The organism is Myceligenerans cantabricum, assembly GCF_054777735.1.
The window spans coordinates 240,347-259,539 of sequence record NZ_BAAHAJ010000014.1; the positions used below are offsets into that span (position 1 = coordinate 240,347).

Here is a 19,193-nt window from a genome sequence, read left to right on the forward strand (position 1 = left end):
GTCAGGCCACGCGCCACAACGCGGTGCGGTCCTTTGCCCGCAGCGTCCCGAGCCGGAACGCGAGCTGCCGTGCCGCCTCGGCATCGCCGTGGTCGGCGCGTCGGATGAAGGATCCGAGGGTGTGCAGGTCGCGTAGCTCGGTGAGGACGGGCAAGCCGGGCCAGTGGGTGAGGTCGTGGCCGTAGGCGAGGGAGAAGGCGTGTAGGTCGGCGTCGGAGCGTCCGAAGCGGATGCCCTGGAAGGTGTTGGCCAGGTCGAGCTCGCGAGGGCCGAAGGCCGCTTCGTCCCAGTCGCCCAGGACGACGTCGTTACCGTTCCAGAGGGTGTTGCCAGGGTAGGCGTCTCCGTGGATGAGGCCGTGGCCGAGCGGGAAGTCGAGGCGGTCGTATGCCGCCAGGAGTGCGTCGGATCGGGCCAGGAGCCAGTGCCGGTCGGCGGCGCGCAGCGCAGCGGATCGTGGGATCTGTGGCCGGAGCGTCTCGTGCGGCTGGTAGGCCGGCAGATCGATCGGCGGTTGCGGAAGGGCGTGGAGCCTGCGCAGCAGGCGACCCAGGTGCTCGGGATGCGGGGTTGGACGCTCGTGCTGCGGAAGGTGCCACCAGACCGTGACGGCGTAGTCGCCTGCCGCGAACGGCTGGGGGACATCGAGCGGCGTCGTGACCGGGAGGCCGTGTTCGGACAGCCAGCGGGCGAGCGTGACGGAACGTGCCAGGGAGGTGTGCTGGTCAGCGCCGCTGACGCGTACGACGGCGTCGGCGCGGGGGACAAGAAAGACCGAGGTGGCGTGAGCGTGCAGCGGGACGACGTCGTCGGGCAGGTCCCAGGCCCGGCAGGCGGCGACGGCCGCGTCAGGCGGCGAGGCGGTGGTGGTCATTCGGGGAGAGCACTCCTGGTGTCGGTCGGGGCGTAGTCGTGGACGAGATCGGCAAGTTGCCGGGCGGCGCGGCTGGTTCGGTGGGTGGGGTCGCGGGTGAGCGAGGTGAGGCGACTCATCGCGCTGCCCAGTTGGCGGATGCGCATCTGTGGGGGCAGGTCGAGTACGGGCCGGATCGCGGCTTCGACCTCCGCGGCGTCGTCGTGGTTGACGCCGATCGTGATGAGGTCGACGTGAGCGAGTGCCTCATCGCCGTAGGAGCGTTCGTCGGTGGGTCCGTCCCGGTAGGCGTCGATTGCAGCCGTGGCGTGCTGGCGTGCGGCGTCGTAGTCGCCCAGGAGCGTGTAGGTGCTGCCGAGGTAGTAGTGCTCCTTGGCCGGCGGGAAGGTCAGCAGGCCGCCGAAGTCGGTGACCTCGTCCACGACAGGGGAGTTCTGGCGTGTGTCGTGGACGCGGTCGATCGCGGCCAGGGCGCGCCGCCGGTCGCCCAGGCGCGCGGCAGCTCGCGCCTCGATGGCAGCGATTCGGATGCGCGAATCACCGGCCGGTGCCAAGGCTGCGGCCTGCTCTGTCTGCTCCAGCGCCATCGAGCTGTGCGACCACTCGGCGATCAGCGCTCCGGTTCCGAACGTCCACGCCCGCAGGCCCGGATGCCCTGTCTGGTCCGCGCACAGGCGCGCGGTGCGCAACTGCGCGAGCGCGGCGCGTGACTCGCCCATGTTCTGCGACGCGTGCGCCAGAAGCAGGCAGGCCACACCGGTCAGCAGGAACAGATCGTGCCGCTGGCGCAGGTTCTGCTGTCCGTGCAGGAGCGCGAAGAGACGGTCGCGCACCGCGATCAGCTCGGACACCAGCGGCAGCAGGGGAGCGTGAACGTAGTCGGTCGCGATCCGCGACAACGTGATCCGGTACCGGTCGAGGTCGGGATCGGAGACGTTGCTCGCCGACACCAGGCTCGCGAACGCTGTCGAGGTGTGTGCGGCGCCCGCGACGAGCGAGTGGAGATCGGTCAGGTCGGCGGGATCCTCCGGAGCGGTCGTTATGAGCAGCGGATCGCCTGGGCCTGCGGCCACGATCTGTTGCGGCCCGATGCCGTGGAACCCGCTTGGGACCGCTGGCGTGCGATCCGACCGGGAGATCAGGGCGTCGATCTCCTCGATGCTCACGCCGAGTGCGTCGGCTAGTTGCGGGCGCACCCAGTCTCGGGGCGTGGAGGCGCCTGCCTCCCAGCGCGCGACGGACTTGCGGTCAACGTCCAGGAGCGCAGCGAGCTTCATCTGGCTCAGCCCGACCGCGTGGCGGCGCCGGGTGAGCGCCCTACGCGGTACCGGCATCCAAGCCTCCGATCGGTATGACGCTGCCGTCGATGCTAGCCGGACCCTCGATCCCCGAATAAGGACCGCAGCGGGCCGTCCCAGAAATGTCCCACCAATGCCCCATTCATGGGGTCGGAAACGCGAACTACGACGGCTTCGATCAAAGGGAAACGCCATCTCGTCGGCGAACCGCACTTTGAACGGAGCCATGAGCATGAGACAGCCACACAACATCACCGACACCTCACCCGGAGCCACGACCCCGGACGAGGTCACACGACGCCCGCACGCGACGGCGCCAAAGCGGATGATCGTCCTGGACATCGACGGCACGCTGGTGCGCACCGGCGAACGGGTGCCGGGCGAGACCAGGTGGGCGGTGCGCGACGCCGTAGAAGCTGGGCATCACGTGGTCCTGGCGACGGGCAGGTCGCTCGGCGGCGTGTGGCCGATCGTGCGGCAACTCGGACTGCGCAGCGGCTGGGTCGTGTCCTCCAACGGCGCCGTCACCACCCGGATCACCGTCTCACCGCTCACGCGCCGTTGCCGACTCGTGGTCGAGCGGGTGGTGCAGTTCGACCCCCGGCCCGTGCTGCTGCGCGCCTTCGGCGCCGCCCCAGACGCCCTGCTCGCGGTCGAGGACCTCGACCGAGGCGGATGGCGGGTCAACGAGAAGTTCCCGCGTGGCCGCCTCAACGGGCGCCAGCGGCGAGTGCGGTGGGAACACGACCTGTGGACCACGCCCACCACCCGCGCCGTCGTGCACGCCGACAGCGTCGCCGGCCTGGTCCACGAACTGTCCTCCTGCGGCGCGAGCGTGACCCCGGCCGGAGACGACTGGCTCGACCTCAACGCAAAACACGTCTCCAAGGCGAGCGCGCTCGAGCAGGTGCGGCTCGCACTGTGCATCGAGCGCGACGCGACCATCGCGGTCGGCGACTCCTGGAACGACCTGCCGACCTTCGAGTGGGCCGCCACCGCCGTCGCCATGAAGAACGCACCAGAACGCGTCCAGGCAGCGGCCGACTACGTGACCGGTTCGATTGACCAGCAGGGCGTGGTGCACGTGCTGCGCGCCTTCGTGGAGCAGTCACGATGAACCACCCGACACCACGGCACGCTGCCACCGGCCCGACGTCGAGAGCGACGGCCGGCGTGATCCCGGCCGAGTCGCTCGACCGCCTGTCCGACGACGAGCAGGTCACCCTGCGCTGCCCCGTCGCCGAACTCCCTGGCACCGAGGCGAACGTCGTCATCACCCGCACCGGCGGTCGATTCACGGTCGCTCTCCATCCCGTAGAACCCGCACCGATCACGGCGTCGGACGCGCGACCGGCGTCGTGCACGATGGTCGAACAGGACGGCAGGTACGTCCTGGCGACCGGCGCGGCGAACGGACCCGACGCAGCCAGACGTTGGTTGACCGCCCTACGCACCGGCCACGCCGCACCGCAGGCCGGCAGTGTCGCTGGCGGCGATGCCTCCAGCGGCCTCGACCCTGCCGACGTCATGCACGTGCGCACCTGGATCCTCGCGCACGCCCCCGAAGGGCTGTTCACCGCGACCACCGAACTCGGCACCGGGATCGGCATCGCCAACCCCGCCGCACCCGGCGACGAGCCGAGCGTCGCCATGCTGACCGACACACATCTCGTAACCCGAGGCCCCGACACCACCGCCTTGAGCAGACTGCGGTCCCTGATCGCCGGATGGCGCCGGGCTGGCAGCCCGCACACCGGACAGATCGAGGCCGTGGTGTTCCGCGACGACGACGGCTACCGGGTACGCCTCATCGTGCCCGAGAGCGGAGCACGCGGATGAGCGCCGATCTCAGCACGCTGATCGTCGAACTGCGCCAGGCGGTGCGCCTGGCTTCGGCCGGCGCCCTCGTGTTCATTCACGTCAGACAGAACGACGGGCACCGCCTGACCGTGTGCGATCTGCTCGTTCTCAGCGGCGGACCCCAGGAGCGCTCGATCTGGAGCAGAGTGGCTGACGTTCCCGCCGCTGTCGGTGCAACGCGCCGCCAGGTCGAACACGCCTTGGCGGCCGCCGGACACACCTACGCCACCAGTGCCAGCGGACTGCGCGGAGCGTGGCGCCAAGTAGCAGCAGGTTCCTATCTCCTGCGAATCCATCGCGATCGGCCGGGACAGGATCGCTGACACCCCGGTTCCCCTCCGGGACCTCAGCCTTCAACTCGTGCCACCCGCAGCCTCCACATCTCGATCCTTCAAATCCCTCAACAACACCGATTCCAGCCATCGGCCCATATCGCCCAAACTCGCCCCGCGTCCCTCAGCTTCTCATCACCGCCCGCACTCACCGAACCCTCCTCCCCTCCACGGGTTCACGCCTCTTGCAGATCGAGGATGCCTGGAGGTGTCGGCCTGGGCTGAAGCTCTCCCGGCGCGGTGGTGACCGCTGCGCACCTCCCTCTCAAGGGAGGTGCGCGTGCATGGCGGTGTCGATGAAGAAGATGTCGGCCGGGGAAGGTTACCGGTACTTCATGGAGACGGTCGCGACCGGCGATGTCGGCCGGTCGATGAGCACACCGCTGACCCGGTACTACGCGGAGACCGGTACACCGCCGGGTCGGTGGCTCGGGGGCGGCGTCGCGGCCCTGGGCTCGGATGCGGCCGGGCGCCTGGCGGTGGGGGACATAGTCACTGAGGCGCAGATGGCGCGTCTGGCGGGCAAGGGCCTGGACCCGGTCACCGGGGAGAAGCTGGGCCGCGCGTATCCGGACTACGGGCCAGGCTCGGACCGGAAGGCGGTGGCGGGGTATGACTTCACGTTCTCGCTGCCCAAGTCGGCCAGCATCCTGTGGGCGGTCGCGGACGCCAGCCTGCAGGAGATCATCGTGGACGTCCACCACGCCGCGATCGGGGACGTGTTCACGGTGATGGAATGCGAACTGGCCGCCACCCGGGTCGGCGCGGCGGTCGCGGGCAGCGCGGTGCGCGCGGCGGGGGAGGGCGGCGCGGTCGCCCAGGTCCCAGTGACCGGGCTGATCGCGATGGCGTTCGATCACCCCGACTCCCGCGCAAACGACCCACACCTGCACACCCATGTCGTGGTGTCGAACAAGGTCAAGACAGTGCTGGACGGGCGGTGGCGGTCTCTGGACGGGCGCGGCCTGCACGAGGCGACCGTGGCCCTGTCGGAGCTGCATGAGGCGCTCGTGGCCGACCGCCTCACACGCGCCCTCGGGGTCGATTGGGAGCCGCGCAGCCGCGGCCAGGACCGCAACCCCGCCTGGGCCATCAGAGGCGTGCCCGACGAGCTGGTGGAGGCGTTCTCGAACCGCAGTCAGCAGATCGACGCGCGCACCGACGAACTCATCGCCGCACACCGCGCCAGGTACGGGCGGGCTCCCACGCGTAAGCAGATCGTGAAGTACCGCGGCCAAGCGAACCTGGAGACCCGCCCGGCCAAGACGCAACACTCCCTGGCGGACCTGACGGCCACCTGGCGGCAACGCGCCGCCCGCCTACTGGGCCGCGACCCGGCCGCATGGGCCCGCCAGCTCACCTCCTCCGGGCGGGCGCGGATGCTGCGGGCCGGCGATGTCCCCCACGACGTCATCAGCGACGTCGCCGCGACGGTGTTGATCGCGGTGGGGGAGAAGCGCTCGACCTGGCGGCGCTGGAACCTGATCGCCGAGACCGTGCGGCAGACCAAGGCCTGGCGGTTCGCCAGCACCGAGGACCGGCTCGCGGTCACCATGGCCATCACCGAGCGCGCCCTTGAGGGCTCGGTGCGGCTGACTCCGCCGGACCTTGAACCCACGCCGGCGGCGTTCCTGCGCCCGGATGGGTCGAGCGTCTTTCGGCCGAAGGATTCAGCCGTCTTCACTTCCCAGGCTCTCCTGGACGCCGAAGTCCGCCTGGTGGACCGTGCGAACACGCGCACCGCACCCACCCTCGAACTCGCCGCGGTCGGCCACGCCGTCACGACTGGTCGCGACGGCACGACACGGGACGCCGGGAGGCGGGGCAAGGTGCGGCGGGTGTCGGTCGAGCAGGTCGAGGCCGTCGCCCGCATCGGCACCTCGGGCCGCCAGATCGACCTCCTGGTCGGGCCGGCCGGCGCGGGGAAGACGACCACCATGCGCGCCCTGCGCGCCGCGTGGGAGCGGCAGCATGGTTGCGGGTCGGTGGTGGGGCTGGCGCCGTCGGCTGCAGGTGCGGAGGTCCTGGCCGCAGATCTGGGGATCGGGTGTGAGAACACCGCCAAATGGCTCTACGACCACCTCCACGGCCACGCTCGCTTCCAGGCCGGGCAACTCGTGATCATCGACGAAGCCACCCTCGCCGGAACCCTCACCCTGGACCGCATCACCGCCCATGCCGCCCGGGCAGGCGCGAAGGTGCTGCTGGTGGGCGACCCGTCCCAACTCCAGGCCGTGGAAGCCGGCGGAGCCTTCGCGCTCCTGACCGTCGACCGCGACAGCCAGGACGAGGTGCCGGAGCTGACCGAGGTACACCGATTCGTCAACGACTGGGAGAAGCGCGCCTCCTTGCTCCTTCGGCATGGACGCACCGAGGCTGTTGGTGCCTACCTGGCCCACGACCGCGTCCGTGACGGCGACGCGGACGACATGATCGAGACCGCCTATGGCGCCTGGCAGCACGACCTCGCCCAGGGCAAGGCCTCTGTCCTGGTCGCCGCGGCAGGCGAGACCGTGCGCGCACTGAACGAGCGCGCTCGTGCCGAACGCCTCCAGACCGGAGCCACCGACCCCGGCCGCGCCGTCCGGCTGGCCGACGGGCTGGAAGCCTCTGCTGGCGATGTGGTGATCACCCGGCACAACGACCGACGACTGCGCACCCGCTCGGGCGACTGGGTGCGCAACGGGGACCGGTGGACCGTCGCCAAGGTCCGCCACGACGGGTCGGTTGTGGTCCGACAGCCTGGCGCAAGCTACGGCAGGACGGTCACGCTCCCCGCCTCCTACGCGGCCGAGTACCTGGACCTGGGGTATGCGATCACCACCCACCGCACGCAGGGCGTTACCACCGACACCGCCCACCTGCTCGCCGGCCCGGGATTGACCCGCGAGCACCTGTACGTGGGCCTGACCCGCGGACGGGAAGCCAACACCGTCTACCTGGCCACCGATACCGGCACCGGCATCACTCCCGACGACTTCACCGAGCCCACCGCTCGCGCAGTCCTGACTGCGATCGTCAACACCAGCGGTGCCGAGAATGCTGCCACCCAGACCCGCCATGACGAGCACGAACGCTACGGTTCCATCGCGCAACTCGCCGCCGAGTACGAAACCTTGGCCGCCGCCGCACAACACCACCGCTGGAAGAGACTGCTGCAAGACTCCGGACTTACCCCGGCCGAGGTCGACCAAATCGTGACCGCGCCCGCGTTCGGCGCCCTGACCGCCGAACTCCGCCGTGCCGAAGCCGACGGCTACACCGTCGAAGCAGTCCTGCCCGCTGTCGTCGCCCAACGCGGCCTGGCAGACGCGGACGACCCGGCCGCTGTCCTGCATTACCGCCTCGCCCACACCACGGCCACGCCGTTCCGATCTAACGGACTCACCCCACGCCTGATACCACAACCCCGACGGATCGCCGGCCTCATCCCCCAGGCCACAGGACCCATGGCACCCGAGTACGAGAAGGCGCTCCTGGAACGCGAACGCCGCATCGAACAACGCGCCGACGACCTCCTTGCGCGCGCCAAACGAGACAAGGAGCCATGGCTCACCGAACTCGGACCCGAGCCCACCGGCCGCCGTCGCCACACCTGGCGCACCGCAGCCCGAACCATCGCCGCCTACCGCGACCGCCACACCATCACGAGCGACATACCTCCCGGTCACGAGTCCGTCGTCACCGACGCGCAAGCTCGCGACGCGGCACGAGTCGCACACGCGTTGCAGCGGATCACCCCGAATCTGGAGGAGGTTCTTTACCACGACGACAGCCCTGGCCACGAAAAGGATGTGGGAATGGGCCTGTGACTCTTGTGACCCGCACGCGAGCAGACCGACGTTCCGCCTGGCGCCAATGGTGGCGTTGACCGAGCATGTCGGTGATGCCCCCGGTGATCCTGGGTGCCTGACACGAAGATTTAAGCCAGAGCGCGGCGATCATGCCGGTGCCACGGCTAGCGCCGTGGGTGTGCCAACCCGTCGGTGACAGCCCGGCAATTCACTCCTGGACGGACGCCACGACGAGCCAGGCCGTGATCAGCACGATGACGGCCATGAGCGATGTCTCGCGACCGGCGCTGCGGCGCAGCATGTTGCCCGCCTTTCGCAGGGGGCGGAACGGCCGGGCGTGACGCAGTGTGACGCGACGCCGGGCCACGAGCTTGGGGATGACGCCGAAGTGGTTGTATGCGCCGATGATCCCGACGACGGTGACGACGGCGACCTTGGCGAGCAGGAACAGGCCCCAGCTGCTCTCCCAGAGCTGTGCAGGGCGATCGATGATCGAGCCCGCCAGCAACATCCCGGCGGCACCGACCAGCGCGATGGACACGGCACCGACGACGGAGAAGCGCGCGCCCATCAGTGCGGCATCGAGCCTCCGTCCGTTCCGTCGGCGGCTGCGCAGCAAGATGGCCATCACGACGACACCGCCCACCCACGTCGCCGCAGCCGCAAGGTGGGTGAGATCGGCGGTGACGACGAGCCACCGTGGCTCGACGTTGTTGCTGTGGCCGTCGAGAAGATGTCCGATGCCGGCCATCATGCTCCCGAGGATCGCAAGCCACGAGCCCCAAAGCGTGCGCCATGCACCTGCCGTGATTGCCGCTGCACCGCCGGCCTGGAATCCCAGGGCCCAGCGCGTCGGGCCAGGGAGCGAGTCGCCGATCGCAGAGGGTGAGGCCGCCGCCGCGATGTCGCCCTGCGCCACGAGCACCGATCCGGCCACGACCTGCACGACGAGTCCGGCCAGGATCAGTGCGCCCGTCCACCGCACTACCCGCAGCACCTCGGGCACGTCGTCCTGGTCCCGTCCGCGAAGCACCAGGCCCACGAACGCCAGTCCGCCGGCTGCGACCAGCCAACCCCAGAGCGCGGCCGCCCTGCCGAGCCGCGCGACCACCTCCACGACTGCGGCTGCGGTCTCGTTCGCCGACGTCGTGTCGTGATCCATGTCGAGCATGTCGGCGTGCGACCCCGACCCGGCATCGTCGTCGGTATCGCTCGGCCCCGTCGTCGTGCCGGTACCGGCCGAGGAGTCACCGCCTGAAAGCGCGTCGGCATCCTCGGAAGGCTCGGTCGGGCCGGGGGCCGCGCTGGCGACGGTGAAGCCGAAGATGCCCTCCAGCGGGTGACCGTCCTGGGCGGCGGCGGTCCAGCTCACCGTGTAGTCGCCGTCGGTCAGCGCATCGGACGGCGTCGCGACGAGGACGAGGCCGTTCTCCGCGGCGACCACCTCGGCCGCGACGGCGCCACCCGGTCCGTCGATCACTATCCCGTCGCCCAGCGGGGTTACCGGGAGCGTGAACCGTAGCGCCACCTCCTGGACCGGACTGTCGGACGTCGACCCGGCCGCTGGCTCCGACGAATCGAGCTTGGTGTGGGCGAAGGCGTCCGGTGCGCACCACAGCGCGAGGACCAGCGCGGCGAGCGCTGCGGCGACGATCCGCGTCGTGGCGCGTGTCAGTGCGGCGAGTCGGGGCATGACGTGCTCCTTCGGGGCCGTACGCATGGCTCCGAGGCTGACCCGACGCCGGTACCTCGGTACGACTGCCTCACCGGTCGAGGATCGGCGAGAACGTGGCGCCGCCATCGGTCGAAGCGAGCACGGTGCCGCTCGCGGCAGCGTAGATGTTCGCGACCGAGTCGATGGTCAGGGCTTCGGGCCGGCCGCCCAGGTCGGCCCGTTCGGTCCATTCGCCGTCCGGTTCCCGTGCGGTGTAGACGACGCCGTCCGGAGTCACGCCGGCCAGAGTTCCGTCGTCGGCCCAGCTGACGAAGACCATCACCGGTGCAGAATCGACGAGGTCGAACGTGCCACCACCGTCAACGCTCCGCGTCAGGCCCGACTCCGTGGTGGCGACCAGCACCTCGGGCGTATCCGGACTGACCGCGAAGTCCGCGAGCTCCATCTGGCTGAGCACCTCCCAGGACTGTTCGTCGTTGCTGGCCAGCAACTGCCCTGTCATCGAGTCGAGTCCGTACACGCGGTCGTGGCGGTACTCGAGCGCGTGGAAGTCCGCCTCGCCGCTCAGGGACTGGATCTTCCAGGTCTGCCCGGCATCGGTGCTCTCGATGAGGCCTACTGAGCTCGGGCCGTCCTGCCCCTCGCCGGGATGCCCGCTGGCCAGGAACTGGCCTGGCCCGACGATGGCGAAACCCATGTAGTCCTGCACACGATCGGCGACCCGGGTCGCGCGGCCGTCGGCGAATCGGAACAGACCATGGTGCGTCCCGGCGTAGACGGCACCGTCGCCGGGATCGACTCCGATCCCGTGAACGTGCTCCATTCTCAGGGCGGTCCCATGGTCGCTGTCGCCTTTGTCGCCGGCCAATCTCGGGATCATCAAGGTGGCAACGACAAGGCCGACGGCGAATATGACCGCCACGGTCATCACGACGGATCTTGGTCGAGTCATGGCATGGCCTTCCTGTCGAGCGTTCGGAGAGGCGTGAAGGGCGGGCGGGTCTCCGCTCATCACGTGATGTCAGCCGACGCGGATGACTGCTGGGTTGGACTGCCAGATCTGCGTGTATCGAACCGTCTTGCCCGGGACCGGGGCTTCGATCTGCATGCCGTCGCCGGCGTAGATCGCGATGTGGCCGGGAGACCAGAGCAGGTCACCTGGCTGTGCCTGGGACCAGGGCACCTCGGTTCCCGCGTAGCGTTGCTCGGACGACGTGCGGGGCAGGCTGATCCCGACCTGGGCATACACGTAGGACGTGAACCCGGAGCAGTCGAAGCCTTCGGGAGTGGATCCTCCCCACAGGTATGGCACGCCGAGGTATCGCATCGCCACCGATACCACGGCAGAACCAGCGGCGGAGGCAGGAACTTCCACGGCGGCCGCCGCTTCTGCCGCTTCCGCCTCGGCGGCCAGCGCGGCAGCCTCGGCCTCTGCCTCGGCGGCGAGCTCCGCCTGGTATTCCTCGTTCTCTGAGGCGGGGACGACAGAGACCGCTACGGCCTTCTCGACGCTCAGCTCTGCATCCGGAGCGACGGTCACGACGGGCGCGGCTGCGACCGCATCACGGGCCTGTGCGGTCAGAACGTCGAGGTCGAGCGTGCCGAGCGCCTGGTTGACGGACTTGCCGGCCGGAGAAGTGTCGATCGACTCGGATACTGGTGCGGCCTGAGCAGGGGCGACGACCAGGGACAGCAGTGCACTGGAACCAGCCGCGGCGGCCACGGCGGTGCGGCCGACAAACGCGGCGCGCTCGGTAGCAGTACGGGAGACGCAGGCCAGGATGGGTCGGTGTGCCGCCCGATGACGACCACGACCGCCAACGGTCGGGTTCGGGTTGAAGCTGGGCTCCATGAGACGTGGGACCTTCCGTATCGGAGTAGACCGTGCGCGCGGCCCGGTGTCGGGGCGCGCCGAAGCGGTCGACACTCACGGTGGCGTGGTGTCGACGGGCTGTGGCGTCTACGTCCGGGAGATCCCCAGGGCATGCAGCGAAGGCGCGGCCATGGCCGTCACGCCCGACGGCATGGGGGACGCCTGGCGCGACAGGTCGGGTACGGGCCATCGCAAGGTGAGGTTCGGCGCCTCGGCAAGCTCCGGGTAGAGCGACAGCGGCTTGACGTGTCGAACTGTCTCCGCGCGATCTTCCGAGCAGTGGACCGGGCCCTCACCCGCACCGTGCCCCCCGGAGACCATCTCGGTGGACCGGTCCGGAGTGATCACGGCAGCCGCCGTATCGTTGCCGGTGATCTCGCCGTCGGCGTGCGTGCTGTGGCCGGCCTCGTCCAGATGGATCCCGCACAGTACCTGCACGCTCAGCACGCTGAGCACTAGAAGCACGGCCGCCAGGACGCTCGCGAGGTCCCGCCGAGGATCGGCGAGCGGCGAGCGAGCGGTGCGTGTCAGGTTCATGGCGAGCCCAAGAGTAGCGGAACGGACACGGTGCAAGGCAACACAGACCACGACGACCTATGCGGTCACGGCATGACGTGCGGGCATCGCGAGATATCGGTAAGCAAGGAGGTGAGTCGGGTTCCCGGTGTGAGCGACGTGTAGGTCAGCGCCTCGACCGGCCGCCTCGCAGTACCGGGATCGCCTCCCTTCGTCGACGCAGATGTGCCGGCTGCGGTCGCCGAGGCCGGCTATCGCGCCGAGAAGGCTTGAGTGCACCGCACTCATCCACGCAGTACATCTCCGAACCACAGGACTTTCCATGCCGCACGATCACGATCACAGCGGGGCCGCAGGCGCGACGCACGACGAGCAGGTGGCGCACGAAAGTGAGCATGCTGCCCATGGGCGCCGGCACCGATGTGGCGATCGCGTCGGCAGGTGTGATCCTGGCCAGCGACGACCTGCGGTCGGTCCTCTCGGTGCCGCTGGCGGCGGGCGTGCTGGCGGGAATCGGCTTCGTGATGCCGATGTCGGCGGGCGCCCTCCTGATGTCGCTGTCGACCGTGGTGGTCGCGCTGAACGCCCAACTCCTTCGCCGTCTGGACCTGCGCCCAGGGAAGTAGGGCCGCGCTGTGCCGGCTGCTCAGCCGGTCGGGCACTCGCGCTCCGGCATGACGTCGAACTCGGGAACCGGACGGGTCTGCGCCTCCTGGCGCGTGGCGGCGATTCCGTTGGCTTCGATGTCCTGGATGAGCCAGTTCATCTCATCGATCTCGCGTCGCTGCGCCTCACTGATCGCGAACGCGAGCTCGCAGACCCTGACGTCCTCGATATGGGCTCGCTCGGAGCGGGTGATGGCCAGGGAGTGGTGAGGGATCATCGCGCTCATGAACGCCGTGTCGTTCACCGTGATCTGACTGCGGTCGAGGAAGGTGCCCCCTGCCAGGAGCAGGGCGCTGGTCGTGACGATCGCGATGTTGGCCTTGGTGTTCTTGTACATGTTCGACATCCAGGCGAGCATGATCAGGCCCATCGTGCCGCCCATCGTGATCGCCATGAATACCCGGCTCTCGCTGAACCGGACGTCGCTCCACTCCCAGGAACCCACGAACATCACCCAGTACATGGCGACCATGCCCGTCAGGAGCATCGCCGCGAAGCGCAGGTACATGTTCCTCGTCGGGCGCCGGCGGTGCTCCTCCTGCTGGTCGTGACCGTCGTCGTACTCGCTCTGTGACATGGCGATCCGCCTCCTCGGCTGCGTCGAGTGCGTCCGTCCTCGCCGACGGTGCTCGCCGTGCGAGGCCGGAAGTACTCTTGACGGTACGGACGGGGCGCGCGACTCGCACCAGGGGTCGTGCCCTGTGGACGGGGTCGTACCCGCCACTACTCTGCGCTCGTTCCAGCACGGACGCCTGCTCTGGCCCGCGTTCTGACGCCGGCAACGGGAGGTTCTCCCCCGCTGCACGTCGGAGAACAACGGAAGCGATCATGCCGCGTGCGTCCACATGAGAACCGCGCACTGGAAGGGAGTGGTCGTGAGAATCTCCGGATTCAGGAGTCGCCTGGTCGCGTCCATGACTCTTGTCGTGGTGTCCGGTGGCCTGGCTGCATGGCTTGTCGTGCAGGCAATCGGTCCGAGCGTGTTCCGGGACCACATGGAGCGCGCGGAGGACGAGCCGGGAAGCGTCGCTGCGCACGCACGCGAGGCGTTCGTCTCGGCCGGAGCGGTGACACTGGTCGTTGCCCTCGGTGCGGCGATCCTTGTCTCGCTGCTCACGGGCTTCCTGGTGTCGCGCCGGGTGTCCTCCTCGTTGGAGAACACGGCTGCGGTCGCAGCTCAGGTGGCGGCCGGACGATTCGATGCGCGGGTCGTGCCGCTGCGGATCGGCACGGAGTTCGACGGGCTCGCAGTGACGATCAACGCGATGGCGGAGAAGCTCGGACACAACGACACGATGCGCAGGCGATTGATGTCTGACATCGCGCACGAGTTGCGCACACCGGTGGCGACGATCGCGGGGTACCTCGACGCACTCGACGAAGGCGTGGAGGAACTGTCCCCGGCGACGACCGAGGTCCTGCGTTCCCAGGCATCGCGCCTGACACGGCTCGCCGAAGACCTGGGCTCGGTGATGCAGGCGGAGTCCGGGACGGTGGCGCTCGACCTCTCGCCGGTCGGTGCGCAGGAACTGGTGGCGGCAAGCGCCGGGGCGGCACGAGCCCGGTATGTGAGCCGTGGTGTGACCCTGGTGACCGACGTGCAGCCAGGCACCGAGGCGGTCGTCGCCGACCGAGATCGCATGGCCCAGGTTCTCGGGAACCTGCTCGACAACGCGCTGCGTCACACCCCGGCAGGTGGCGTCGTACGACTCACTGCTCAACGCCACGGAGGCCGCTTCGTGCGGTTTGCCGTCGCCGACTCCGGCCGAGGCATCGAGGCAGAACACCTACCGTACGTGTTCGAACGCTTCTATCGCGTCGATGTCGCCAGAGATCGTGGGCACGGTGGCTCGGGTCTCGGCTTGGCGGTCGTCCGAGCGCTTGTCATCGCCCACGGCGGAACGGTGTCGGCGTTCAGCGACGGCCTCGGCAAGGGTGCGACGTTCCTCGTCGACCTTCCCGCTCGGCCCGCCGGCCTGCGCTGGCACCCCTTCTTGAGACCTCACGCTCGTTCGCTCGGCGCGTGACGCGCTGGAGGTGTCGTCACGTTCCTGTGCCGATCCGGTAGCCGATCCCTCGCACCGTACGGATGAACCGCCCCTCTGCAGCGCTGTCGCCCAGTTTCTGACGCACGTGGAGAACATGGACGTCGACGAGGTGGTCGTCGCCGTACCAGTCCGAGCCCCAGACGGCCTCGATCAGAGTGCGGCGTGACACCACCTTGCCCGGTCTCAGGGCAAGTGCTGCCAGAACATCGAACTCGGTACGGGTCAGCCGCGTCACCTCGCCGTCGAGCATGACCTCGCGCGCATCGACATCGATGCTCAGGGACCCGACCTTGATCGCCGGAACCCGTGCTGCCGACGCCTGCGGAATCGCGGCGTGATCACGGCGCGGCCTGCGCAGCATCGCCTGCACCCGCGCCATGAGCTCGCGCGGACGAAAGGGCTTGGTCACGTAGTCGTCCGCGCCGACCGACAACCCCACGACGGCGTCGATCTCCTCGGTGCGCGCCGTGAGCATGATCAGGTAGCAGTCGGAGAACGTGCGCAACTGGCGACACACCTCTACTCCGCCGAGGCTCGGCAAGCCCAGATCGAGCACGACGACGTCGGGGTCCGTTTCACGAAGCACGTCCATCGCCTCCAGGCCGTCATGGGCCAGGTGCGTCTCGAAACCCTCCCGCTCAAAGTACCCGCCGATCAGACGAGCCAGGGGAATCTCATCGTCGACGACGACAGCACGAAGCGGAGCGGAGGCGGGCACCGGCCCATTCTCCCAAAGTCGCACAGGGAGTGGACCGGAGACGTCACCTGCAAGCGCTCTTCATCGAACCTTGATCCGCCGCCGATCGGATCTGCGCCCCGAACCGTCCAGGCTCGTCCTTGTCGGGTCGGCCACGGCGTCCGGCACCATGTCGCCGCAACGGCGAAAGAAGAAGCGAGAGGAATCTTCGTGCACCTGAATCTCCGTCGAACACTGCACACCACGACCGTCGCCCTCCTGGTCGGTGCAGCGCTCACCGCATGCTCGGGAACCGGGGACTCGGCCGACGATGCGAGCGCGCCCCAGGGTGGAGCAACGACCAGCGAGCACAACGACGCCGACACGGCGTTCGCGCAGATGATGATCGTCCACCACGAGGGCGCGGTCGAGATGGCCGAACTCGCCGTGGCGACGTCGGACTCGCCGGAGGTCAAGGACCTGGCCACTCGGATCGCCGACGCGCAGCAGCCTGAGATCGACCTCATGACCGGCTGGCTGACCGCTTGGGGCGAGGAGGTCGAGGTCGTCGACCATGCCGGCATGGACATGGCGGGCATGGACATGAACGGGATGAGTCAGGAGGAGGTGATGGGTCACCTGGAAACCCTGGAGGGTGCGGAGTTCGACACGCAGTTCCTGGACCACATGATCGCCCACCACGAGGGCGCCATCGAGATGGCGGAGGCGGAGATCCAGGACGGTGTGAACGAGGATGCGACGCGCCTGGCGCAGACCATCATCGACGCTCAGACCACGGAGATCGTCGAGATGGAGGGACTGGCCGAAGCTCCCGCACAGTGAACTGCTGAACAGGTCCCACCTCGGGCCCCAGAAGGGAGATCACACCGCCATGCCCGCCCCACACCCCCGACGGAGGCCGCCGGGCGCACGGTTCTGGTGGTGGCCACGATAGAAGCAGTCTCGATGTACGGCGCCCGGTGAGGCGCGACCAACACGAGGAAGGGGCCTTCCATGCGTGGAGTGGTCATGCACGCGCCCGGCGACGTCCGAGTCGAGGACCGGCCTGACGCGGCGATTCTTGAGCCCACCGACGCCGTCGTCCGCGTCACGGCCACCAGCATCTGTAGTTCTGACGTGGGCCTCTATCGCGGGATCAACGAGCTGGCCGCGCCAACCGCCATGGGACATGAATACGTCGGTGTCGTCGAGCAGACAGGCGAGTACGTGCGGAACATCAAGGCCGGCGACTTCGTCGTCGGCTCGTTCGTGGCGTCCGACAACACCTGCGAGACATGCGAAGCAGGCCACCAGTCCCGCTGTGCGAACAGAGTGATGATGGGTTCGCACGGCACGCAGGCCGAACTCGTCCGCGTCCCACTGGCGGACGGCACGCTCGTCCCCACCCCCCAGGCGCCGTCAGCCGACCTGATCCCGTCGTTGCTGGCCGCCTGTGACGTACTGGGTTCCGGATGGTTCGGGGCGGTCCTTGCCGAAGCGGGCCCAGGCAAGGCTCTCGCCGTCGTGGGCGACGGAGCGCTTGGCCTTTCCACCGCTCTGGCTGCCAGACACCTCGGTACCGAACGCATCATTGTCTTCACCGAAGACCCCGAGCGGCAGACCCGAGCCCGCGAGTTCGGGGCAACCGACGTCGTCGAAATGCGAGGTGACGCCGGTGTGACGCGAGTCAAGGAGCTCACCGGCGGGTACGGTGCGCACGGTGCTGTCGACACTCTCGGCACCGGCGAGTCGATCTGGCGGGCGATCCGCGCGACCCGGGCGGGCGGTTGTGTAGCCCAGGTGGATGTCTCCCACGGCACTGGACCCGATGGCCAGGATCTGAATGTCCGTGGTGTGCACCTGCGTGGTGGCCCGGCTCCGGTACGCCGGTTCCTTCCCGAACTTGTCGCACTCATCTGGAACCGGAAGATCAACCCCGGCAAGATCTTTGACCTTGCCTACTCGCTGGAAGATGCCCCGGACGCCTACCGGGCCATGGATGAACGCCGAGCGACGAAAGTGCTCCTGACGCCCTGAGCAACAGGGCCGCCGCGTGCGTCGGCTCGTGGCTGCGGCGCGTGCGGAGAGGTTCGACTTGGACGGCTGAGCCGGGACTCAGGAGCCGTCGAGCCGGTATCCCAGCCCTCGGATCGTGTGGATGAAGCGGGGGTGGGTGGGGCTGTCGCCGAGCTTGCGCCGCACGTTGGCCACGTGCACCTCCACGGTCCGGTGGTCCGCCTCCGTGACACGGCCGCCGTACCGGTACTGGTCGGGCCACAGCTCGGCGGCCAGGTCGCCCTTGGCCACGGTCCTCCCGCGTGCGCCGTGCAGCGCGGCGAGGAGGTCGAACTCGGTGCGGGTGAGCTGCACGAGCTCGCCACCCAGGCGGACCGTGCGGCGTGCGGTGTCCACCTCCAGCTCCCCGGCGTCGGCGCCGGGCTCGCCCGGTGCGGGCTGGTCGGCCGCCGCCGTGGCGGAGAGGTCGGCGCGGCGCAGCAACGCGTCGACCCGTGCCCGCAGTTCGCGCGGCCGGAACGGCTTGGTGACGTACTCGTCGGCGCCCATCTCCAGGCCCATCAGGGTGTCGGGCTCGCCGACGCGGCCGGTGAGCATCACGACGACCCTGTCGGAGAACGTCCGCAGCCGCCGCACCACCTCGAACCCGTCGATGTCGGGCAGGGAGACGTCGACCGTCGTCACGAGGGGATCGTGGGCCTTGACCAGGGCCACGCCCTGGGCACCGGTGGTCGCCGGGTGCACGGTGAACCCCGCCTGCCGCAGCGTGAACTCGATGAGCCCCCGGATGTCGTCGTCGTCCTCCACGACGACCACAGCGCCTCGACCACCGCTCTCGTCCACCCAACGAATTTAACAATCACTCCCTCGCGCCGCGGGCGAACGGCCCGCTCGGGCGTCTCACCTTGACGAAACGTGGGCTGATGGTGGCTCAGCCGCAGTCCTCTCCGGCCCAAGCCGTGACACGGTTCCTGACACGATTGCCGCCCTTGACACGCGATCTGACACGGTTCCAGCGACCACCACCGCCCACGGTTGCCCACCGATACCCACCCATGGGACGCTGGTCCTGAGCGATGCGAGAACGGCGGAATCTAGCCGTTCTCGCGAGATGAACAGGGCGCACGAGCGCCCGCTGGAAACAGCCTTGCGAGCGAGCGTCGACACTCGCTCCACCAGCAGGGGGTTAGGGGTTCGAGTCCCCTTGGCTCCACCCGGTGAAGGCCGTTGACCCGCTGGTCAGCGGCCTTTTGCGTGCCTCGCGAGGCATCGACGCGAGCGATGCGATGAGGATGCACGATTGCGGCGCCGATGGTTGCCATGGAGGACGCAGCTTGCGGGCCGCTCTGCCTCGGACGGCCCGTCGACCAGTGTGGCGCATGCCGCCGCCACGGTGAGGTGGCGGCGGCGTGCGTGGTCGTGCTGGGAATTGATGGGTGTCATGTCACTTGGTGGCGCGGCGGCGGTTGGTGAGGAGTCCGGCGGTGCCCAGGGCCAGGGCCAGGGCGCCCAGGCCGAGTGCGGTCGGGTGCTCGATGCCGGTGGTGTTGCTGCCACCGGTCTCG

The 19,193-nt window shown here is 69.0% G+C and carries 16 protein-coding genes and 1 pseudogene; 8 read left to right on the plus strand and 9 right to left on the minus strand.

What is annotated here, in order from left to right; all coding sequences use genetic code 11:
- Nucleotide 1 precedes the first annotated feature (1 nt).
- Both ACYU96_RS19875 and ACYU96_RS19880 read right to left on the minus strand, forming a co-directional pair.
- Nucleotides 2–874 (minus strand): phosphotransferase enzyme family protein, encoded by an 873-nt coding sequence (locus tag ACYU96_RS19875; RefSeq protein ID WP_460757618.1) that lies wholly within the window; start codon nucleotides 872–874, stop codon nucleotides 2–4.
- The gene (locus ACYU96_RS19880; RefSeq protein WP_460757620.1) at nucleotides 871–2,514 is read right to left on the minus strand and encodes a helix-turn-helix transcriptional regulator; all 1,644 of its coding nucleotides are present in this window, start codon (nucleotides 2,512–2,514) and stop codon (nucleotides 871–873) included. Before ACYU96_RS19880 ends, ACYU96_RS19875 begins: the two co-directional genes overlap by 4 nt.
- On the opposite strand from ACYU96_RS19880, the gene ACYU96_RS19885 reads away from it, so the two are divergent.
- The 4 genes from ACYU96_RS19885 (at nucleotide 2,405) to mobF (ending at nucleotide 8,176) form a co-directional block, all read left to right on the plus strand.
- On the plus strand, nucleotides 2,405–3,289 hold the full coding sequence (locus ACYU96_RS19885) for an HAD family hydrolase (RefSeq protein ID WP_460757624.1): 885 nt from the start codon (nucleotides 2,405–2,407) through the stop codon (nucleotides 3,287–3,289). The two genes, ACYU96_RS19880 and ACYU96_RS19885, sit on opposite strands and share 110 nt — an antisense overlap.
- Entirely contained in the window at nucleotides 3,286–4,011 is a 726-nt protein-coding gene (locus ACYU96_RS19890; RefSeq protein ID WP_460757626.1) for a hypothetical protein, read from the plus strand. Before ACYU96_RS19885 ends, ACYU96_RS19890 begins: the two co-directional genes overlap by 4 nt.
- A complete protein-coding gene (locus tag ACYU96_RS19895; RefSeq protein ID WP_460757629.1) occupies nucleotides 4,008–4,355 on the plus strand; it encodes a hypothetical protein in 348 nt (115 codons plus the stop codon). Before ACYU96_RS19890 ends, ACYU96_RS19895 begins: the two co-directional genes overlap by 4 nt.
- A gap of 293 nt (nucleotides 4,356–4,648) precedes the next feature.
- Nucleotides 4,649–8,176 (plus strand): MobF family relaxase, encoded by a 3,528-nt coding sequence (mobF, locus tag ACYU96_RS19900; RefSeq protein ID WP_460757632.1) that lies wholly within the window; start codon nucleotides 4,649–4,651, stop codon nucleotides 8,174–8,176.
- Between the two features lie 190 nt (nucleotides 8,177–8,366).
- Here mobF and ACYU96_RS19905 read toward each other — a convergent pair whose 3' ends face one another.
- The 4 genes from ACYU96_RS19905 to ACYU96_RS19920 form a co-directional block, all read right to left on the minus strand.
- Nucleotides 8,367–9,851, minus strand: a complete 1,485-nt coding sequence (locus tag ACYU96_RS19905; protein WP_460757635.1) for a copper resistance CopC/CopD family protein — start codon at nucleotides 9,849–9,851, stop codon at nucleotides 8,367–8,369.
- 70 nt (nucleotides 9,852–9,921) lie between these two features.
- Complete coding sequence (locus tag ACYU96_RS19910; RefSeq protein WP_460757638.1) at nucleotides 9,922–10,761, minus strand: F510_1955 family glycosylhydrolase; 840 nt, start codon at nucleotides 10,759–10,761, stop codon at nucleotides 9,922–9,924.
- Nucleotides 10,762–10,854: 93 nt separating this feature from the next.
- The gene (locus ACYU96_RS19915) at nucleotides 10,855–11,685 is read right to left on the minus strand and encodes a C40 family peptidase (RefSeq protein WP_460757641.1); all 831 of its coding nucleotides are present in this window, start codon (nucleotides 11,683–11,685) and stop codon (nucleotides 10,855–10,857) included.
- A gap of 108 nt (nucleotides 11,686–11,793) precedes the next feature.
- Entirely contained in the window at nucleotides 11,794–12,243 is a 450-nt protein-coding gene (locus ACYU96_RS19920; protein WP_460757643.1) for a hypothetical protein, read from the minus strand.
- A gap of 377 nt (nucleotides 12,244–12,620) precedes the next feature.
- Between ACYU96_RS19920 and ACYU96_RS19925 the strand changes: the two are divergent.
- Nucleotides 12,621–12,848, plus strand: a pseudogene (locus ACYU96_RS19925) (heavy metal translocating P-type ATPase); the annotation flags it as partial.
- Between the two features lie 20 nt (nucleotides 12,849–12,868).
- Here ACYU96_RS19925 and ACYU96_RS19930 read toward each other — a convergent pair.
- The gene (locus ACYU96_RS19930; protein WP_460757646.1) at nucleotides 12,869–13,465 is read right to left on the minus strand and encodes a DUF305 domain-containing protein; all 597 of its coding nucleotides are present in this window, start codon (nucleotides 13,463–13,465) and stop codon (nucleotides 12,869–12,871) included.
- A 352-nt stretch (nucleotides 13,466–13,817) separates the two neighbouring features.
- Here ACYU96_RS19930 and ACYU96_RS19935 point away from each other — a divergent pair, with 352 nt between their 5' ends.
- A complete protein-coding gene (locus tag ACYU96_RS19935; protein ID WP_460757648.1) occupies nucleotides 13,818–14,915 on the plus strand; it encodes a sensor histidine kinase in 1,098 nt (365 codons plus the stop codon).
- A 16-nt stretch (nucleotides 14,916–14,931) separates the two neighbouring features.
- On the opposite strand, the gene ACYU96_RS19940 is transcribed toward ACYU96_RS19935, so the two are convergent.
- Entirely contained in the window at nucleotides 14,932–15,654 is a 723-nt protein-coding gene (locus tag ACYU96_RS19940; RefSeq protein WP_460757651.1) for a response regulator, read from the minus strand.
- 189 nt (nucleotides 15,655–15,843) lie between these two features.
- Here ACYU96_RS19940 and ACYU96_RS19945 point away from each other — a divergent pair, with 189 nt between their 5' ends.
- Nucleotides 15,844–16,455, plus strand: a complete 612-nt coding sequence (locus ACYU96_RS19945; RefSeq protein WP_460757654.1) for a DUF305 domain-containing protein — start codon at nucleotides 15,844–15,846, stop codon at nucleotides 16,453–16,455.
- Nucleotides 16,456–16,626: 171 nt separating this feature from the next.
- Nucleotides 16,627–17,649 (plus strand): alcohol dehydrogenase catalytic domain-containing protein, encoded by a 1,023-nt coding sequence (locus ACYU96_RS19950; RefSeq protein ID WP_460757656.1) that lies wholly within the window; start codon nucleotides 16,627–16,629, stop codon nucleotides 17,647–17,649.
- Between the two features lie 78 nt (nucleotides 17,650–17,727).
- Here the strand turns inward: ACYU96_RS19950 and ACYU96_RS19955 are convergent, their stop codons facing one another.
- On the minus strand, nucleotides 17,728–18,471 hold the full coding sequence (locus tag ACYU96_RS19955) for a response regulator transcription factor (RefSeq protein WP_460757659.1): 744 nt from the start codon (nucleotides 18,469–18,471) through the stop codon (nucleotides 17,728–17,730).
- Nucleotides 18,472–19,193 lie beyond the last annotated feature (722 nt).